Here is a 19,497-nt window from a genome sequence, read left to right as displayed (position 1 = left end):
CAGATAATGGCTTGCCTACCAAGACGCCGTGATGAAACGGGTACGTGGATCGGACTGAATTTGACATGGTATGGTTTCTTCAACGCATGTGCCTACGTCTTTGGTGTCACGCTGTTGCTAGTCATGTTGGCGACTGTCAATATACCTGTCGGTTCGAGTGCAGCTGTGATCTTGACGATTCTTGTGATCTGTGTGCCGGCGTCTCGGCTCCTCGCATGGCTGATCGATGGCAAGCGGTATAACTTTACGATCGGGGGCGCAACCTTTGTGGGAGTACTAGTTGCGCCGCTGGCAATCACACTGATGCCGAGTCTCATCGAAATGCCGCAAAGACCCATTAAGACCTGGCTAGCAGCCATCGTAATCGCCTATGCCTTTGGTGAAGGGGTGGGACGACTGGCATGTGTGAGTTATGGTTGTTGTTATGGCCGATCTCTTGAAGACTCCCCGACTTGGATTCAGCGATTATTCGGTCGCAGACATTTTCGATTCGTCGGTGAAACCAAGAAGGCTAGCTATGAAGGTCAGCTCATGGACGTGCCACTTGTGCCAATCCAGGCAATCACTTGTGTCGTGCTGTCGATGATTGGTGTCGTTGGCTTGACTCTGTTCCTACATGGATTTGATGCCGCCGCTCTTATTACGGTAGCTGTGACGAGCCAGATGTGGCGTTTCGGATCAGAACTCCTACGGAAAGACAATCGCGGACCGGGACGAATTAGTGTGTATCAGTTGATGACACCAATCACAATTGCAATATTGCTTGTGATTGCTTTCCAGCCTTCGAGTACCCCGAGTGTGCCACGACAGATCGGCAGCGGTCTGGAAGTCCTCTGGCAGCCAGAAGTGATTCTAGGGTTGCAAGTGTTGTGGATTGGGATCTTTGTTTTTACCGGGCGAAGTCAGATGACGGGTTCCAAACTCGCATTACATGTTCATCATGAGCATGTCTAAGATGGAATGGTTTCATTGAGTATCGTTTGCGACAACTCGACTTCTCAAGAAACGCTAGTCGTCGGTTTGACAATGTTGCCTGGGCCATTGCTATCAAGTTTTTGGGCAATGCCCTGACTAATCGCGATGGCAGCGTGTCGATTTCCGATCAAGAATCGTTGGGCGGGACCATGACTTCCTTCGGCGAGTGCACCGGCGATGTAGATCCCGGGAGCACTCGACTCGAAATCTTTTGACAACCGTGGCATCCCGTTTTCACAGATCAAACGATCTCGCAATTTCTGCTCAAGGAACGGCAGTCTCTTGGCATCCAATCGGTACCCTGTGCAGCAAACAACAGCGTCGAAACACCGATCAAGTTTGGCACTATAGATGTCCGATTGTCGATCGATCCAATCTAGCGAATTGACATCTGCTTTGAATCGGTCCACGTCATCCGCGTATACACTTGGTTTTAGATCAGGTGTCATAGTAGATCCGACAAACACCTTCTTGGCGGCCCGGCGAAGGATTCGCGGAAAGTAGCAAGCCTTGTTAGAGGCTCGAAGCACAAACTGAAAGATTGGTCGTGGCAGATTGAGTGGGTCGAGATGGAAGATCGGCTCCGATCGATAGATCCACGTTGTCTCATTGTGCTTGCGGAGTTGCTCAACTGCTTCACCGGCCGATTGACCACTCCCCACGACACACACACGGGAGCTGTTTAGATCGGCGTATTTCTCGACTGACCAGGCATGAATCACTCGTGGCGAATTCAAGCGTCCTAACGCGGTTGGCAGCGTTGCAAAGGCTCCGATTCCTGTTGCGATCACAATGTTTCTTGCGGCGAATTCCTCATCAAGATTGGTTTTGATACGGAAATAATGCCCATCCGCCACGACATTGACCACTTGTGTGCGTTCAATGTTGAATGTCAACTGAGACTGAACCCAAGTCAGATAATCCCGGAACGCACTTACCGGAATTCGTCCTTGGTGCGATGCAATCGTAGCCAAGTCGGATGGCCGATCGGCGAGAAAACCTTGCAACGAGAATCGACCGTCGTGCGTGTAGATCTCGCTTGCTTGAAGGTCAGATCGTAAGAAAACATCCGACAGCGTTCGTTCTTGCCAGAGATGAAAAGGTTGGCCAAAGACTCGGAATGGAATGCCACGGCGTTGCAACTCGTTGGCAATCGCGAGACCGTAAGGCCCCGCACCGAGAACTGCGACTGGGACAATCTCATGTGGCAATATTGGTGCAGTCACGTCACTCGATCAATCAAATGGAGTATCGACCAATGATCGCAACTCGATATATCACCCTTCGAGTTGGCATCGCGAAAGAATTCTGAGTTCCTGCGACATGGTCATCTTAAAAAGAAATCCTTGCATCCAAGGTTTATGGGCACCATTTGAAGAATCCGTGAGCGAAGTATTCAATTTCGAAGATCTTGTCGTTTTTGTGACTCGCACTATGTTCTCACTTGAGGATCTAAAAAGCGACGCGTTGTGAAAGTTTGCTTAGTTACTATCAATCTCTCTCAAGTGGTGCTTTGCAAAGCCGGCACTACTCGTCATTCCTTTGCCGCCAATGCCAGTCACAATATGGATCCGCTCGTCAATGGTTTCTGTGTAGATCCCTTGTGGATGAGAAGTTTGGCTGTACACGCCATACCAAGCGTGATCAATTTCCCAGTTCGGCAGATCAAAAATCTTCTTACCGGCTGCGATGAAGTAAATATTGATATCGCCGCGAAGATCAAAGTCGATCTTCTCAGGTTCGTTTGCGGGTGCATACTCGTGGGAATCTCCGAGGATGATTCCGCCGTCCTCTTCCTGTTTGAATAGGATATGAACGCCCCACCTCTGATGAAATGTGTCTGGCTCCTCACGTGATTTGATTGCGGTCCACGACGGGCATTGGGAAAAACTTTCGTATCGACGAATCGACAGCCCCGTGAGGATATTCCCTGGCAACGTGACACCCGACTGCGGTTTCAGCTTGAGCATTTGCAGTTTGACTAGCTTGAGATCGCTCTGTTGAAATCGCTGTGGGTAGAGAAGTTGGAATTCGCTACCGCAACATAGAACAACATTTTCGGCTGTTAACACACGGTCATCGGTCGTTGTGACTTCGACCAAACCGTTGCGACTGGAATTCAGTTCTTTCACGCAAGTTTGGAAGTGAGCGGTGAAATTCGATTGCTCCGCAAGGTATTCATGCAATCGGTGAATCATTGCCCGAGGATTCACTGAGACTTCGTTCGAAAAGAACAACCCACCGCGACAATAGTCACTTCGAAGCCCAGGATAATGGGCAAGACACTGTTGAGGTGTCCAGAGTTCTGACGGATAGTTTGTGGATTGATTGATGTCTCTGAGTTCTTCGAGCAGCGTGAGTTCATCGTCATCGGAAGCAATATAGATGCTGCCTTGCTGCCGGACGGAGATGTCGAATTGAGATTGGATGGCCTGATAGATCTGCAAACTCTCACGACCATACTGTTGCCAATGCTGATCAAGACCGGATGGCACGACCTGCCCGAAATTTCGGACGGTCGCACCTTGTGGCCGCTGGTGCCGTTCCAGCAGGACAACTCGCTTTCCCCGCTCTAAACCATGATAGGCAAAAAACGTCCCGAGAACTCCTCCCCCAATGACGAGGAGTTCAGCATGATGACTCGTAGTAGACACCGGCGGCGGCCTTTCTGAACGATCGCAAAAACTCGATGTTCACGAACTGTAAGAAAGACCGCGAGTCATTGCGACCGAGACCGCCCGATGGTTTAGGCGAATCCGATGCGGTTGAGCCCGGCGGCATCATCCCAGAAGAACAGTTCGTCCGCGAAACCGGATCCGAACAGTTCATTGCGGAGTCGCACCACACGATCAAAATCCCCGTTGACCGCGCCCGGAGTGATGAAGTTGGAAACTACACTTGGCGAGTTTGTTGAGTTCAAGTCGGAGACGGCAATCCGATTCCGACCGGTCCGCGAGTTCCAGGCGAATACGTCATCCAGACCGTCGCCGTTGATGTCCGCTACAACAACCTGTTCAAAGTCGTTTCCGTTGAACGTCGTGTCGGTCACGAAGTTGGTGCGGAACGCTCCAAAGTTCGTCAAGCCGCCCGGAGTATCGATAGCGAAGGTAACAAGCCGATTCCCGCCAGTGGTCAAATTGAGGAACAACAATTGGTCCGGTTCGGCACCTGTGAACTGGCCGACTTGCACGTTTTGATAACTATTCCCATTCACTAACGTTGTATCGACCAGATTCGTTTGGAAAACGGAGCCATCGGTCTCGATCCCCGGTTGAATGGCGGCGAGGTGAACCAGACGGTTGCGTCCATTTGTGGGATTCCAGAAGAACAAATCGTCCGGCCCACCCCCGTCGAAATTCCCGCTGACGATGCTTGTAAAATCATTTCCGTTGATTGCATTCGCTGGGATGAAATTGGTTTCGATGGTCGTTGAGATCCCCTGGGCACCAGCCGTGTTGTGGATTAGTCGGTTGCGTCCGCTGCGTGGGTTCCAGAAGAAGAAATCGTCGCCACCGCCATCGTCGAAGTTGCCGACCAGGATTTCCGTGAAATCGTTCCCGTTGAGGAAACCGGGAGCAATCGGGTTGTTCTGCAATCGGCCGTCACCAAAGATAATCCGGTTGGCACCGGAGATCGGGTCCCAAAAGAACAGATCGTCAGCGTCGTCCGTTCTTCCCGGTACCCCGTCGAAGTTGCCACTGACCACCTCTTGATAGGTCCCGTTGATGGACCCGTTCGGAATGGATTCGCTCACGATTTCGGCTTGGCTGGCCCGAAGATCGTCATTGAGAATCGTGCCGGTTCCGTTGGTGCTGGTCACGTCTCGCCCACCAGCGGCGATATTCGAGAGAGCGAACTGGAAGTTTTCGTCGGCTTCGAATTCGAGGTCACCGTTGACTTCCACAATCACGGTTTGCGTTTGGCCGGAACTGCCGAGGAACGTCAGTTGCCCGCTTTGTGATACGAAATCGTCGGTGGTGGCAGTGCCAGCCACGGTTGCGAAATCGACCGTTAATTCGGAATCCACATCGCCATCGAGCGTTACGGTGAAGACCAGCAGACGGGTTCCTTGACTGCCTTCGAACGTCTCCACACTGTTGACCGAAATCGTCGCGGAATCGTCGTCGAGAATGGTGCCCCTCGCCTGACCATCATCCAACAGCACGCCAGCGGAACCCGGTTGAATGTTCGATAAATTGATGAAGAACTGTTCGTCGAGTTCGGCGACCGCATCGCTAGTGAGATTGATGGACAACACGACGGACGTTTCCCCGGCGGGAATCGTGACGGTGCCCGTTTGGCTTGTGAAATCACTGTTGTCGGCAGTATCGGCGATGGTTTCAAAGTCGACCGTCACATCTTGATCGACGGCATTGTCGAGCGAAACGGTGAAGGTGATCGGTCCGTTGCTCTCGGTTTGACTGGCGTCGTCGATGGACAACAACGCCGCTGGTCCGGCATCGATATCGCCGAGAATGGTGCCAGTCGCTCGGGAATCGTTGAGTGTGACGCCGCGTCCGCTGCTATTCACATTGCTGAGGTCCACGAAGAACTGCTCGTCGAATTCCCCGTTGTTGCCGTCCATCGTGAGGGTAACATCGACCATTGCGGACGTCGTGCCGGCGGGAATAATGAGCGTGCCGGTCCGCGATGAGTAATCCGTCAACCCGGCGGAGTCGACCACGGTGGCGAAGTCGACCGAGACATCCACATTCAACGGCCGATTAAGCGTTACCGGGAACGACAGCATGCCTGCGTCTTCCGAACCCGTTGCGTCGCCGATCGAGAGACTCGCAAAATCGTCGTTCCGAATCACGCCGGAAACTTGAGCCACTCCCAAGCCGACATTGCGACTACCCGCATTGAGATTGCCGAGATTGATCAAGAACTCTTCATCAAGTTCGACCACTTCATCGCCTAGCACATTGATGTTGAATGTGGCAGTCAAACTCCCTGATGGAATCACGACTTGACGATCAATCGCGGTGAAGTCGCTGGCGTCTGCTGAATCGGTAGCGGTAGCGACCGAGACAGACACGGCTTGGTCCACGGGATTATCAAGCGAGACGGTGAACGTCATCGGTCCGGAATTCTCGTCCTGCGAGACACCACTGATCGACAGCGTAGCCGCATCATCGTCGCGGATCGTGGCGAGTCCCTGCATGCCGTCGAGGTTCACTTGACGACCGGCGGTTTGCAGATTGCTCAGGTTGATGAAGAACTGCTCATCCAATTCCACGATGTTGTCTTCGGTGATCGGAACCACCAAGACGACGCTGGTGCTTCCCGCCGGAATGACCAAAGTTCCCGGTGCCAATGTGAAATCATTCGCCCCCGCCGAATCGGTTTGCGTGGCGTAGTCGACCGAAAGATCGACGTCCACCGGGGCATTCAGGGAAACGGTGAACACCAACTCGGCGGCATTCTCATCGACGGCTACATCGTTGATCGTCAGCGAACCGACATCGACGTTCGTCACGGTTCCAATTGCTTCGTCGTCGATAACAAACCCATTGCGATTCCCGGTGTCAATATCCCCCAATTTGATTTTGAAACTCTTCTGCAGGGTCACGACGTTGTCGCGTGGGACATCGACTTCGACCGTTGCCGAGGTGAATCCGGCGGGAATCGTGACCGTGCCCGCGACCATTCCATTCACCAGTTGCAATTGCGAGAACGCATTGAGTTCCGACAGCGAACCGCCAAATCCGGCACCCCCGCCGGAACCGCTTGTTTCGTCGGTTACCACAAAGTCCACCATCACATTCACATCGAATGGCTGCGTGAGGGAAACGGTGAACACCAACGGCTGATCACCTTCTGGTTGTGTCACGTCGCCAACCGACACCTCGCTGCTATCGTCGTTGATGATCAGCCCTGTGCCCCGGTTGCTCGTGATCGGCACTGCTTGACCGCCGGTCTGAGCGTTCGAGATTTGAACAAAGAACTGTTCGTCGAGTTCCACAACTGCGTCACTCGTGATCGGGACGTTGATGGTGGCCGTGGTAGCGCCGGCCGGAATCGTGACCGTTCCCGAGGAGGGCGTGAAGTCCGCGGCCCCGGCGGTATCGAATTCGGTATTGAAGTCGACAGCCACTTCCTGAGCCGAGGGTTGGTTGAGGGAGACAGTGAATGTCATCGAACCATTGTCTTCGGCACGGGCGGTGTTGCCGATCGAAACGGAAACGGTACCGTCGTCGTTGAAGATCGTGCCCACGCCTTGACCATCAGCAATCGTGACATCACGACCACTCGCTTGCACATTGGAGAGCTGCACGAAGAATTGTTCATTAGCTTCGATGATGACATCAGCGGTGATATCGACAGAAATCGTGGTCGATATTTGACCCGCAGGAATGGTGACGGTGTCGGTTGCGGCGGTGTAGTCGAGCGAGTCTGCGGTATCGGCTAAAGTGCTAAAGTCAATGTTGACGTCGACATCGACCGCTTGGTCCAACGAAACTGTGAAGACCGCTGGGCCGTTGTCTTCCGAACGAGTGACGTCGTTAATCGAAACCGTCGCACTGATGACTTGATCGTCATTTTCGATCGTCCCGGTGGCTACGCTCGGAGATCCCAACGAATACCCTGTCCCGGATTGCAACAGTAGCTGCACGGTTTCATCGGGCTCGAAAGAAATGTCCGTCGTGGGTGTGATGACCACGGTCGCGATCGAACTTCCCGCACCGAAGTTCACACTCCCACTGCCTGCATTGAAACTCGCGCCGCCAACTTGTGTGTAGTCGGTATTGAAGACCGCATTCCCACTGACGGCGAAATCCACCGTCAACGCAGAGTTCAACGCACCGATGCGGGTGAACGTGTAGATCAGATCCTGCGAACCGTCCTCGAGAACCGATGCTGGTGAAACCGATACACTGATTTCGGAGTCGTCGTTTGTGATTGTCCCGACGACCATCGCGGGAGTGCCGACCGTGTACCCGGCTCCATTGAGAACGGAAATTTGCAAAGTTTCATCGGGCTCGAGAAGGTTGTCGTCAATCGGTGTGACTGTGAGAACGGCAGTGCTACTACCGCCGGCAAATGTGATTTGCCCACTGCCACCGTTGAAGACATCCGCGCCGCTCGGTGCAAAATCAACACCTGCCGTTGCGGTGCCGGTGTAGTTGAAATCGACCGTCAACGGAGCATCAACAACGCCGACGCGGGTGAAGGTGTAGACCAGATTCGTTCCGCCGTTCTCGGCAACAGCGGTGGGCGAAACATTGACAGTGACTCGTGTATCGTCATCGAGAATCGTCGCGGTCGCCGTGGAAGGCGTGCCAATGTCGTATCCGGGAGCAGACGTGATGCTCAACTGAACGGTTTCGTCCGCTTCGATAGAGGTATCGGCAATGGGATTAATCGTCACGGTGACGGACGAATCGCCATCGGGAATGGTCACCGTACCAGAGTTGGTGTTGAAGGTGTCGGCTCCGGTTTGTGTGTAGTCGCTATTGAAGACCGCATCACCCAGCACACTGAATGCGATCGTCAACGCGCCGGTGGTGTCGCCCGCACGGGTGAAGGTGTAGGTCAGGTTGCCAGGTCCGTCTTCCGCAACTTCCGATGGCGAAACCGCGACACTCACCGTTGGCTCAACGTTCGTGATGGTCCCGGTTGCGGTGTTCGGTGAACCAATGACGTAGCCGGCTCCGGCGAGTAACGTGAATGCGACGGTTTCATCGGGCTCACTCTCGGAGTCGGCCAACGGATCGACAAGCACCGTGGCCTGACTGACCCCAACACCGAACGTCACGGTTCCCATCGAACCGTTGAAACTCGTTGCGTTCAACAAAGAATAATCCGCCCCGGAACTCGCCGTCGATCCGTTCGTACTGAAACCGACGGTCAACGCGGAATCCGTGGAACCGCTGCGTGTGAACGTGTAGACCAAATTGCCGGGCGCATCCTCCGCAATGCTGTTCGGCGAAACCGAAATCGTCACCTGATTTTCGTCTTCGAGAATCGTTCCCGTCGCTTGGTCATTGAAACCGACTTTATATTCATCGGCAGCGAACACAACGATCCGCACCGTTCGGCTGCCTTCGAAAAGACCATCGTCAATTGGATCGGCCGTCAGAACCGCGGTGTCGCTTCCAGCTGCAAATGTGACGGTACCGCTCGTGTTGCCATCGAAGGTGGTCGCACCGTTCAAAATGTAATCGACACCCGGAACGGCGGTACCCAGGGCATCGAAATCCACGTCCAGAGCTTGGTCGATCGACCCGCTGCGAGTAAATGTGAACACCAGATTCGTAGAACCGTCTTCGTCCACAACCGCTGGCGACACACCCACCGAAATGCTTTGCGGCGTGGCGTTCAAAAAGGGTTCATACACCACAACCGGCCGGTTACTCGCATCGGCGTTATGAAAAATCTGATCTTCAATTTGGGACGCGATCGTCGTGCCCCACCAGTTGTCTGTGAAGTCGAGCGGACCGCTACCCGTATTCGCAACGGCTTCCACAGTGGCAGTCCCGGCGGAGAAATCGTTGCAATGGATGGACGCAGTCGTGGTGCCATGAATCGAAATCGGACGAACAAACCGATTGAACGACAACGAACCCGCCGCACCGCCATTGAAAAAGATTCCCACGGCGAACGTCACCCCATTGGCATTCAAACCGGCTCCGGAACTGTCGTTCGAGACAATAAAGTTTCGACTTGTGTCCCGTTGATTCACCTGGTTGCCCGAGGCAATCGTCAGCGTCGCCGAGTTGCTCACAAACACGCTATTAAACAATTGATAGGACACAACATTCGGAATCACCGGCCACATGGTGTCGACATCGACCGTTGCGCCTTGCACGATTAACGTTGTGCCATTGGCAAACGTGTTCCCTGATAGATTCGGGATGAACTCGGGATGCGCCGACGGAGCCGTCTGGAAGTCATTCCCACTGACCGTTAGCTCGGATGTGCTATCACCTTCGAAGGAGTAGACGCCCAAAATGTTGTTGTTCGTCAGCGAACCCGTTGCCGACGCTCGCAGCAAAGCCCCTGCACCCAGCATGACACCGTCTGCAACGAGACCCGCTCCGGAGCCATCGTTCGAGACAATGAAATTCCGGTTTGTGTCTCGTTGATTCACCTGGTTGCCCGAGGCAATCGTCAGCGTCGACGAGTTGCTCACGAACACGCTATCGAACAAGCTGTAAGCCACGACATTGGGAATCACCGGCCAAGTGGTGTCGACATCGACCGTCGCACCTTGCACGGATAGCGTTGTGCCGTTGGCAAACGTATTCCCCGGCATGTTTGGGATGAACTCGGGATGAACCGACGGGGCCGTCTGGAAATCATTCCCACTAACCGTGAGCAGTGAAGAATTGTCGCCCTCGAAAGAGTAAAACCCCACGATTGTGTTGTTCGTCAGCGAACCCGTTGCCGACAATCGCAGCAAAGCCCCCGCTCCCAACGTCACACCATCCGCAACAAGACCCGCACCGGAACTATCGTTTGAAACAATGAAATTCCGGTTTGAGTCCCGTTGAGTCACCTGGTTGCCGGACGCAATCGTCAGCGTTGCCGAATTACTCACGAACACGCTATCGAACAAGTGGTAAGCCACAACATTCGGAATCACGGGCCAAGTGATATCCGTATCGACCGTCCCACCTTGCACCGTCAACGTCGTCCCGCTGGCGAATGTATTCCCCGTAATCAAGGGGATGAATTCCGGATGAACCGACGGAGCCGTCTGGAAGTCGTTTCCACTGACTGTGAGCCCGGATGTGCTACCATCTTCAAAGGAGTAGACCGCCACGATCGTGTTGTTCGTCAGCGAACCCGTTGCCGACGCTCTCAGTAAAGCCCCCGCTCCTAACGTTACATTGTCCGCAACAAGACCCGCACCGGAACTATCGTTTGAAACAATGAAATTCCGGTTTGAGTCCCGTTGAGTCACCTGGTTGCCGGATGCAATCGTCAGCGTCGACGAGTTGCTCACGAACACGCTATCGAACAAGTGATAAGCCACAACGTTCGGAATCACCGGCCAGGTGGTGTCCGTATCGACCGTTCCGCCTTGCACCGTCAACGTCGTCCCACTGGCGAATGTATTCCCCGCAATCAAGGGAACGAACTCCGGATGAACCGACACGACGCCTTGGAAATCATTGTTACTAACATTCAACCCGGTGGTGCTATCACCTTCGAATTGAAAGTCACCAATGATGGTGTTCGAAGTCAAAACTCCCGTCGCGGACGGTTCAAAGAACGCATCGGCGGTGAACGTGACGCCATTGGCGTTCAACCCGGCTCCGGAACCATCGTTCGAGATGAAGAATTCTTGCGAGGTATTCGCCTGATCGACTCGATTCCCCGTCGCAACTGTCAACTCCGCTCCCCCGCTCACCAAGACATCGCCCGCAAGCGAATACGCCACCACATTCGTGAGAAGCGGCCAAGTGGTGTCGACATTGACGGTTCCACCGCTGACGTTGACGGTCGTTCCCGCGTCAAAGGTATTGCCAGCCAAGACCGGAATCGCTTCCGGATGCACAGTCGGATCCGCTTGAAATGTATTTCCGGTGAGATTCGTGGTGCTCGGGTTATCGTCTTGGACGATCAGATCCGCTTGAAACGTGTTGTTGGCGAGCGCATTCGGCTGAATCAAACCGGCATCGCTCCTTAAGACCACATCGGCCGTGAAAGTCACACCATCGGCATCGATACGCCCCCCGGCGCTACCACTGCCGATAAACAACTCGTTGCTCGCTGAGCTTGCGGAAACGGTGACGCCATTGGCAATCGTTAGCGTCGCGCCATCTTGAACAATGACATCACCCGTCAGTCGATACCCCATCGGATCATTCCAAACGGTATCCACATCGATGATGCCAGACACGTCGACGGTCAACAGTGTGCGGTCTTCCAACGCCTCCACTAACCGGATGTCGGCCTTCTCGTTCGCATGAAACACGCTCTCCCGACGACGGCGATGCCGTGAGTTAACGAGTTTCCGTCCATGTGATCGCCAACGCAGTGGATTCAACCAATTCTGAATGACCATTGACTCTCCACCTTTGAATCATCGAAAGATTAAGACCGTCCAGCCAGCATCTGAGCAATACTCCGAAAAGATCCCCGTGTGGATAGACGCCTATCGCCACGGATATCCAAGTCGAGCGCAACTCGGAGAATGGGCTAGGAAAGAAAAGGGAACCCGTTCAAACTAAGCAGCCTGCGAAGCCCTTGCAAGGTGTCAAAATGCATGCTCAAGAAATCTTCAAACACCAGACACCGTGGGATCAAGCAGTATAAGCCACCACACAGTATCTCTACCTACCTAACCGCGTATTGATTACTAGAAACCCTGCTCAGCCTGCTTGCAGTATCAGTATTCTCACTAACAGAGAAATGATTCAGGAGCAAAAACCAAGGAGAGGTGCGTTGCAGACCTGTTCTTCTGCAAGAACTCCACACCAGATTGGATCTAGTTTTTCGATCGAGGTTCTTCGGGAAGCTTCCATTCGCGTGGCGGCCATTGTTTTGGCAACGGCAATGATGTTTCCGTCTTCGGGCCGACGAAATCAGTGAACCTTGCCAGTTCGGTTCGAAGAAGCCTAGACACCGCAAGCGGTGGATCAGTCACCGGGGAGATCTCCGTCGGATCATTGAGCAGATCATAGAACTGACCAGCTTTCAGTTTCCATCGATTTGAGACGGCCGTATCATCTCCCAGCAGAATCACACGCTCCGCCACGCTTCTGTCATCCGTCAGCATTGGCAAGAGATTGATACCATCAAGATTCGTTGGCAACTCTTGACCTGCAGCCGCGAGAAGTGTGGGTAACAAGTCCACATAACTTGCAACAGTTTTGACTGTCCGTCCGCCTGCAATTTTCCGTGGCCAACGGATCATGGCAACCACGCGAACACCGCCTTCCCAAGTGGTAAACTTGTTCCCTCGTAACGGTTGATTATCCCCACCATGCTTGGGGTCGGCACCGTTATCACTATGAAAGATAACGATTGTATTCTGTGCGAACTCTTTCCGATTCAACGCTTCAAGGATGTCACCAACATTCCGATCAAGAGCAGATACCATCGCAGAGAACGTTTGTCGGATGGTGTTTCCTCGGCCTCGCATGCCATAGCTCGGTGCGTTCTCCCGACGAGCCAAACGACGCACGGTATTCGGTGCCAAGTCAGCCGTCGGCACGAAACCATAGTCATTCAAATCCGCTCGTTTCGCTTGAAGTGGCGAGTGCGGAGCATTAAAGGCTACAAACATATAGAACGGTGAACTCTTAGATTGGTTATCAATAAACTCCACGGCAGCTCGGCCAATCAAGTCGGTTAAATATCCTTTTTCCATACGACTTTCATAGTTCGTATGCCAATCGAGTTCTCCATGCCGATGTCGACTAAAGTAGTCAATTGCACCGTTATAGTGCCCAACAAAATGCGTGAATCCATGTTTGAGCGGATGGAATCGAGTTGAGCTGAGACCAAGATGCCATTTGCCGAACAGTCCACGATTTTGATATCCGCCTTGTTGAAGTAACTCCGGCGTGGTTTGCTCGGCTGGTGGTAAACCGTGACGTTTGTCAGGGGAAACAACGCCGCCCCAAATCCCGAAACGAAATGGATATCGACCAGTCAACACCCCCGCCCGTGTCGGAGAGCAAATCGGTGTCACATAGAATCGTTCCAGCACAACCGATTCTTTGGCCAACTCATCGATCACAGGCGTACTGATTTTGCGATTATGAAAACCAACATCGTTCCACCCCAAATCGTCGACGATGATATGCACAATATTAGGTGGTTCAGATGCCAGCAATGCGACTCCATTGAGCAGAACAAAATATAGAGGAAGTAGCCGGCAACAATTCATTGTTAGTCACCTTCATATGGGAGACGTTGATTGGCTTTCAATAACTAGCGCTGAAACTTAGTTGTCTGACTTCCCACCCGGCGTGATTTTCAGGTAACTAACTTTCCCCTCGAATGTATTCGGCGACTCATAGTTTCCAGCGGCAGATAAATCATCGCGGCCAATACTCACGCCATCTTTCGGTTGAACCGGAATTAGCCCTGGTGAATCCATTTCTTGAAGATGGTTACCATCGATTGAAAGCGACATTCGATCGGCCGTTAGCCTCGCCTCAAAGTTGAAACTCTTGGGCACTGGCTCTTTGAACTTGAGTCGAGTGACGGCCCCATTGACCCGAACATCAAAGATAAGTCGCCGATTCAACAGATGGACGGCATATCCCTGTTCACGTCCTCCTTGCGCCACAATAACGCCATCCTTATGAGCACCCTGAACTTTCGCGGAGATCGTGACAGGACGATTCGCGATCTTAGGCGGTTCCTGATCTGCACGACTTACGTTTCGATTGACCGGTTTAGCGTATGTTGCGAGGATCTTCGCTAGCTTTTGAACGACCTCTGGCTCTTCGCTAGCGTGATTGCGAGTTTCATGCGGGTCGGTTTGGTAGTCGTAGAGTTCATACTCAACAGACTCGTCAGCACCGTCCCAGTCCCGCCATTCGACGAGACGGTAGCGTTTTGTTCGGATCGCGCGTCCGAGTTTTTGTTTTGGATAGGCATGGTAGGCATGGGTGCGAACTCTCTTCATGGGATCATTCAAGACCGGAACTAGGCTCACACCGTCAATTGATTGCGGCACCCTTTTTGGTTTCGGGAGACCGGCTAGTTCTGCAAGTGTCGGAAAGATATCTACACTTTCCGCTAACTGACCAGTCGTAGTCCCTCGTTTCGTAACACCAGGAGCAGCAATGAGAATCGGAATCCGATTGGCTTGTTCATAGTTCGTATGCTTTGTCCAAATACCGAGGTCACCCAAGTGAAAACCATGATCACCCCAAAGGACAATAATTGTATCTTCAGTGAGTTCTAAACGTTGCAGTTCATCCAATACCTTGCCAATCTGCGTATCGACAAAACTCGTGCTAGCATAGTATCCATGAATGAGTGTTCGTTTGAGTTCCTCACTGAAGACCGCATTGCGATCGGTTGGGACCGGTTTATAGTTCGTGATCTCACCGCCCCGCTTCCCGGCAACTTTCGGTGCATCCTGTGGAAGTTCCTCATGTTGAGGTAACGGCAACATGGCCGGATCATAGAGGTCCCAATATTTCTTGGGCACACTAAACGGGAGGTGTGGCCGAGCGAAGCCTGCGGCGATGAAGAACGGAGTATCGTCGTTGTCGCGTCGTCGCTTTGCAGATTGAAGTCGCTTGATCGTCTCCATTGCGACTCGACCATCGGCATATTCGATATCCGAAACATCCGGTGACTCGTAGGCTGCCCCGCGTGGCAGAGATCGAATCTGTCCGAGTTTCTGATTGGTAAAATAGGCCTCTTCACGAGTTAGTTTTCCGCCTTCCGTACTAGCCGGATCGACGTACTCAATCACCTTTTCTTTGAAGTGCGGGGCATGAAAGGACTCTGGGTCACCATTGTTCCCATGTCCAATGTGAAAAACTTTGCCGAGCGACTCAGTTCGATACCCGCCATGCTTGGCAAAGAACTGTGGCATCGTGACGGCGTTCGGAATCGTCTCTCGCAGTTGACTTCCCAAACCGTACAAGCCGGTTGATGTCGAATGCGAACCCAACATCAAGGTAAAACGCGACGGTGCACAGACGGCTTGATTGCAGTATGCGTTTTCAAAACGCATCCCCCACGATGCTAGTCGATCGATGTTCGGGGTTTTTGCGATCGGATCGCCATAGCATCCGAGTGTCGGCTTCAAGTCATCGACAAGAATAAGAAGAACATTTGGATGTTCCGCCTGTACGATGCCTGTGGCAACTTGTATTGACCAAACCGAGAGAATGAAGAATTGTTTCATGAGCGACGACTCTAGATATGATCGGTGTGTCGAACGACAGTTCTCACCAACCGATCATACCCAGACGGCTCAGGGATTTCATCAAGCCCCAAGTGGGCTCTTGAGCGTCTGCTGCTTAGGGATCAAATTTGAGAAATTGTAATCACTCTGCAAGTTGGGAACGTTCGAGGATAAACCGGGCGAAGTCTTCTTGTTTTTGCTTGTCCCGTCCGAAGGTCCCATGTGTTCCAGGGTACTCTTTGTAGATGATGTCACTTGCCGGTTGCTTGGCGTATTTGATCATCATCGCGACAAAGAGTCGGTTTTCTTCCTGCCGTCCGGGGTAGTCGTCATCACCGCATTGAATAAAGATAGGGAACGGCGTTTTTCGGACATGGTAGAGCGGGGCGAATTCGTCCGATAGCCCCGTGCTTGCGGAGACGCCTCGCTCCTTTCGCACGGTGAAGTGGGTAATCATGTGACCGCTAATTGGTAGTAGTCCAGCAATCCGATCGATGTCGATTCCCCGCTTATCGAGCCAACTCTTATCCATGGTGATCATCGCCGCCAGGTAACTCCCGGCCGACATTCCCCCGATAAAAATGCGGTCCGGATCGCCGCCGTACTTCTCGATATTTTTGAACGTCCAGGCGACGGCGTCCGCAGCGTCGTTTAGATAGTCCGGACATTGCGCTTTTGGGCTTAGTCGGTAAGACGGTGCGACGAGACACACCCCTTGGGACGTCAAATCCGGACCGCCACGACTGCCACCGACGATGCCACCACCGTGAAAGTAGATCAGCACTGGAAACTTCTGCTGATTCGTTGGCACATGGATGTCGAGTTGGCAGCGTTCCTTTTGATATTCCGTGCCGTTTTCAGGACCATAATAGATCCCTTCATGAACGGTCTTGTCCTCCGCGGACACAGGAATGGAACACAGCGTGACAATCACAATCGCCATGCAACCAAGTGCAGAAGAATGCATCGGTACTCCTGTTTGAAGCGTAATGCGGGATCGATGCGGTTGGCGATCCCCGGCGGGGCTACACGTCGAGGTCTTTGACTTCCAAGGCGTGTTTCTCGATGAATTCGCGTCGCGGTTCGACATGGTCGCCCATCAGCACGCGGAAAATTTCATCGGCCGCAGCGGCGTCTTCCATTGTAACTTGCAACAGGAGTCGGCTTTCAACATCCATACTGGTTTCCCACAATTCTTCGGGGTCCATTTCACCGAGCCCCTTAAACCGTGTAAGAGAAAGCCCTTTTTCCCCCAGCTTGCGGATTTCCGTGATGAGTTCCCGCAAGCTCGTTAGCAGGACTTCGCCATTCTCGCCGTGCTGAATAATCCATGGAAACACGGATTCGCCGGCACGGTTCACGCCGGACAGGAAGTTCTCCGCTTTAATCCCATACTCTTTGAGTTTCTTCAGCGTCTGATTGATCTGCCGAACTTCGTGCATGTCGACGACTTGCAATGCCAACTCGACTTCGACTTCCGCATCCTCGGGTTTGGCTTCGGCCGATTCGTCTGCGTCGGTTGGAGCTTGATCTTCGTCGTCCGCAACACGCAATTCCTTGCCCCGCTCTTTCTCTTGGTACTCAAGGAACTCTTCCAATTGTTCCTTGTGAAAGAAGTACCGCTGCTCACCGGCGAAGAACAGGCGATACCTTGGCAACAGACCTTCGGGAGACAGATGATTTTGCACGATGAATCGCAGTTCGATTCCGCGACGCTCCAGCAATTCGAACGGCTCTTCCAAGTCGTTGACCAAGCCAACAACTTTCTCGAAATGGTCACCTTCAAAGATCGTGCCGTCGGATTCGTATTTTAGCCGACTATCACGAGTTCCCAACTCGATGAGTTCGCTCATCATCTGCTCGTGCGTTTGCACATAGCGAGGATGTTCGCCCTTCTTCGGGTTTTTGCGTTGCACGCGGTACAACGGCGGTTGGGCAATGTAAATGCAACCATTGCGAACAAGTTCTCGCATGTGCCGGAACATGAACGTCAATAGCAGCGTGCGGATGTGGCTGCCGTCCACGTCGGCGTCGGTCATCAGAATGATTTTGCCGTACCGACGTTTTTCGACGTCTTCCAACTCCGCACCGGGAGGCACACCAATCGCCTTGAACATGGCCGCAACTTCGGCATTGCCGAGAATTTTGACGATCTGGGCTTTTTCGACGTTCAAGATCTTCCCGCGTAACGGAAGAATCGCCTGCGTGGTGGAATCGCGACCGGTATCCGCCGAACCACCGGCCGACTGACCTTCCACCAGGTACAGTTCAGACACATCGAGATCATGATTGCGACAGTCGCGGAGTTTTTCGGGAAGCCCACCGGTCGTCGTGCCCTTCTCCGCCCGGACCATCTCGCGGGCTTTTTTGGCGGCTTCGCGGGCTTCGGCGGCACGTTCGCCTTTGGTGCAAATCGACTTCGCGACTTGCGGGTGTTCTTCAAAGTATTTTGACAGCTTCTCGCCCACAAGCGAGGCCACAATCCCTTCGACATCGCTATTAGCGAGCTTCACTTTCGTTTGCGATTCGAAACTCGGCTCCGGCACACGCACGGTTACAACAGCCGTCAATCCCTCGCGGAAATCCTCACCGCTGGGGGAGACATCTTTGAACAAGTTGTTCTGTTTGGCGTAGTTGTTGATGGTCCGTGTGATCGCCGCCCGGAACCCGGAGAGGTGCGTACCACCTTCGCGGTTGTAGATGTTGTTCGCGAACGCCCGCACGTTTTCGGTAAAGGTATCGTTATGCTGGATCGCAACATGCACAAAGACTTTGCCGTTCGTGCCCTCGCCTTCGCCTTGGATATCAATCACATCGTTGTAATCGGGAGTGGACGCGCGGTTGAGGTACTTCACGAACTCAACGAGACCATTTTCGTAATGGAACTCGTCGGATTGTTCCGTACGTTCATCGCGGATGTGGATTCGCACGCCCGGCGAAAGAAACGCCAGTTCCTGCAATCGTCGATGCAACGTTTCATAGCTGAAAACGGTGTCGCTGAAGATGTCGGCATCGGGTTTGAAGGTAAGTTTCGTTCCTGTTTGATCGGTCTTGCCGAGTTTCTTGAGTGGATCGGTCAGCACCCCGCAAGCAAAGGACATCGTCCAGACTTGCCCTTCGCGACGCACTTCGGCTTCGAGCCATTCACTCACCGCGTTGACGGCCGTAATCCCGACACCGTGCAGACCGCCGGTGCCCATTTTGTAGCCGCTTTCCCGGCCGAACTTACCACCGGCGTGGATTTCGGTCAGCACGACTTCCAACGCCGATCGTCCGCCCATTCCCGCCATTGGTCCCACGGGAATTCCACGACCGTCGTCGGACACACTCACACTGTTGTCGCTGTGAATCACAACATTGATCGTCGTCGCATAGCCGTTGACGGCTTCGTCGATACTGTTATCGACGACCTCAAAAACCAAGTGATGCAACCCGTTCGTGCCGGCATCGCCAATGTACATCGCCGGCCGCGTGCGGATCCCCTCAATCCCTTTCAGAGCTTTGATTTGCTCGGCACCATAGTCGTCGAGGGACTTATCCTCCGGCAACATCTTCTTGATGTCCTCCGGATTCACATCCTCGTTGTCGTCTTCCAAAGCATCCGAATCCATTGGTTCACTCACGGCATATTCCTATGAACTTCGTCGAGTGCGTCGTCACGCACCTTCGAAAATGGTATTGGGCTCACG

8 protein-coding genes are annotated in these 19,497 nt (G+C 53.1%); 1 reads left to right on the top strand and 7 read right to left on the bottom strand.

Annotated elements, in window-relative coordinates:
- The first annotated feature begins 6 nt into the window (after nucleotides 1-6).
- A complete protein-coding gene (locus tag G6R38_RS23840) occupies nucleotides 7-954 on the top strand; it encodes a prolipoprotein diacylglyceryl transferase family protein (protein WP_166831291.1) in 948 nt (315 codons plus the stop codon).
- Between the two features lie 44 nt (nucleotides 955-998).
- Here G6R38_RS23840 and G6R38_RS23835 read toward each other — a convergent pair whose 3' ends face one another.
- The 7 genes from G6R38_RS23835 to G6R38_RS23805 all read right to left on the bottom strand — a co-directional run bounded on the left by G6R38_RS23835 (nucleotide 999) and on the right by G6R38_RS23805 (nucleotide 19,431).
- Nucleotides 999-2,201, bottom strand: a complete 1,203-nt coding sequence (locus G6R38_RS23835) for an NAD(P)-binding domain-containing protein (protein ID WP_166831290.1) — start codon at nucleotides 2,199-2,201, stop codon at nucleotides 999-1,001.
- A gap of 255 nt (nucleotides 2,202-2,456) precedes the next feature.
- Nucleotides 2,457-3,629 carry a TIGR03364 family FAD-dependent oxidoreductase gene (locus tag G6R38_RS23830; RefSeq protein ID WP_166831289.1) on the bottom strand — a complete coding sequence of 391 codons (1,173 nt, stop codon included), beginning with the start codon at nucleotides 3,627-3,629 and terminating at the stop codon, nucleotides 2,457-2,459.
- A gap of 92 nt (nucleotides 3,630-3,721) precedes the next feature.
- Nucleotides 3,722-11,992 (bottom strand): beta strand repeat-containing protein, encoded by an 8,271-nt coding sequence (locus G6R38_RS23825; protein ID WP_166831288.1) that lies wholly within the window; start codon nucleotides 11,990-11,992, stop codon nucleotides 3,722-3,724.
- 423 nt (nucleotides 11,993-12,415) lie between these two features.
- Nucleotides 12,416-13,822, bottom strand: coding sequence for an arylsulfatase B (locus tag G6R38_RS23820; protein WP_166831287.1), 1,407 nt, complete (start codon nucleotides 13,820-13,822; stop codon nucleotides 12,416-12,418).
- A 57-nt stretch (nucleotides 13,823-13,879) separates the two neighbouring features.
- Nucleotides 13,880-15,808, bottom strand: coding sequence for a sulfatase (locus tag G6R38_RS23815; protein ID WP_166831286.1), 1,929 nt, complete (start codon nucleotides 15,806-15,808; stop codon nucleotides 13,880-13,882).
- Nucleotides 15,809-15,950: 142 nt separating this feature from the next.
- Nucleotides 15,951-16,775, bottom strand: a complete 825-nt coding sequence (locus G6R38_RS23810) for an alpha/beta hydrolase (protein WP_166831285.1) — start codon at nucleotides 16,773-16,775, stop codon at nucleotides 15,951-15,953.
- Nucleotides 16,776-16,833: 58 nt separating this feature from the next.
- Entirely contained in the window at nucleotides 16,834-19,431 is a 2,598-nt protein-coding gene (locus G6R38_RS23805) for a DNA gyrase subunit B (RefSeq protein WP_315852372.1), read from the bottom strand.
- Between the last annotated feature and the right edge of the window lie 66 nt (nucleotides 19,432-19,497).

Origin of the sequence: Thalassoroseus pseudoceratinae, assembly GCF_011634775.1 — a bacterium.
Classification (GTDB): domain Bacteria; phylum Planctomycetota; class Planctomycetia; order Planctomycetales; family Planctomycetaceae; genus Thalassoroseus; species Thalassoroseus pseudoceratinae.
This window is presented reverse-complemented; position numbering and strand designations above follow the sequence as displayed.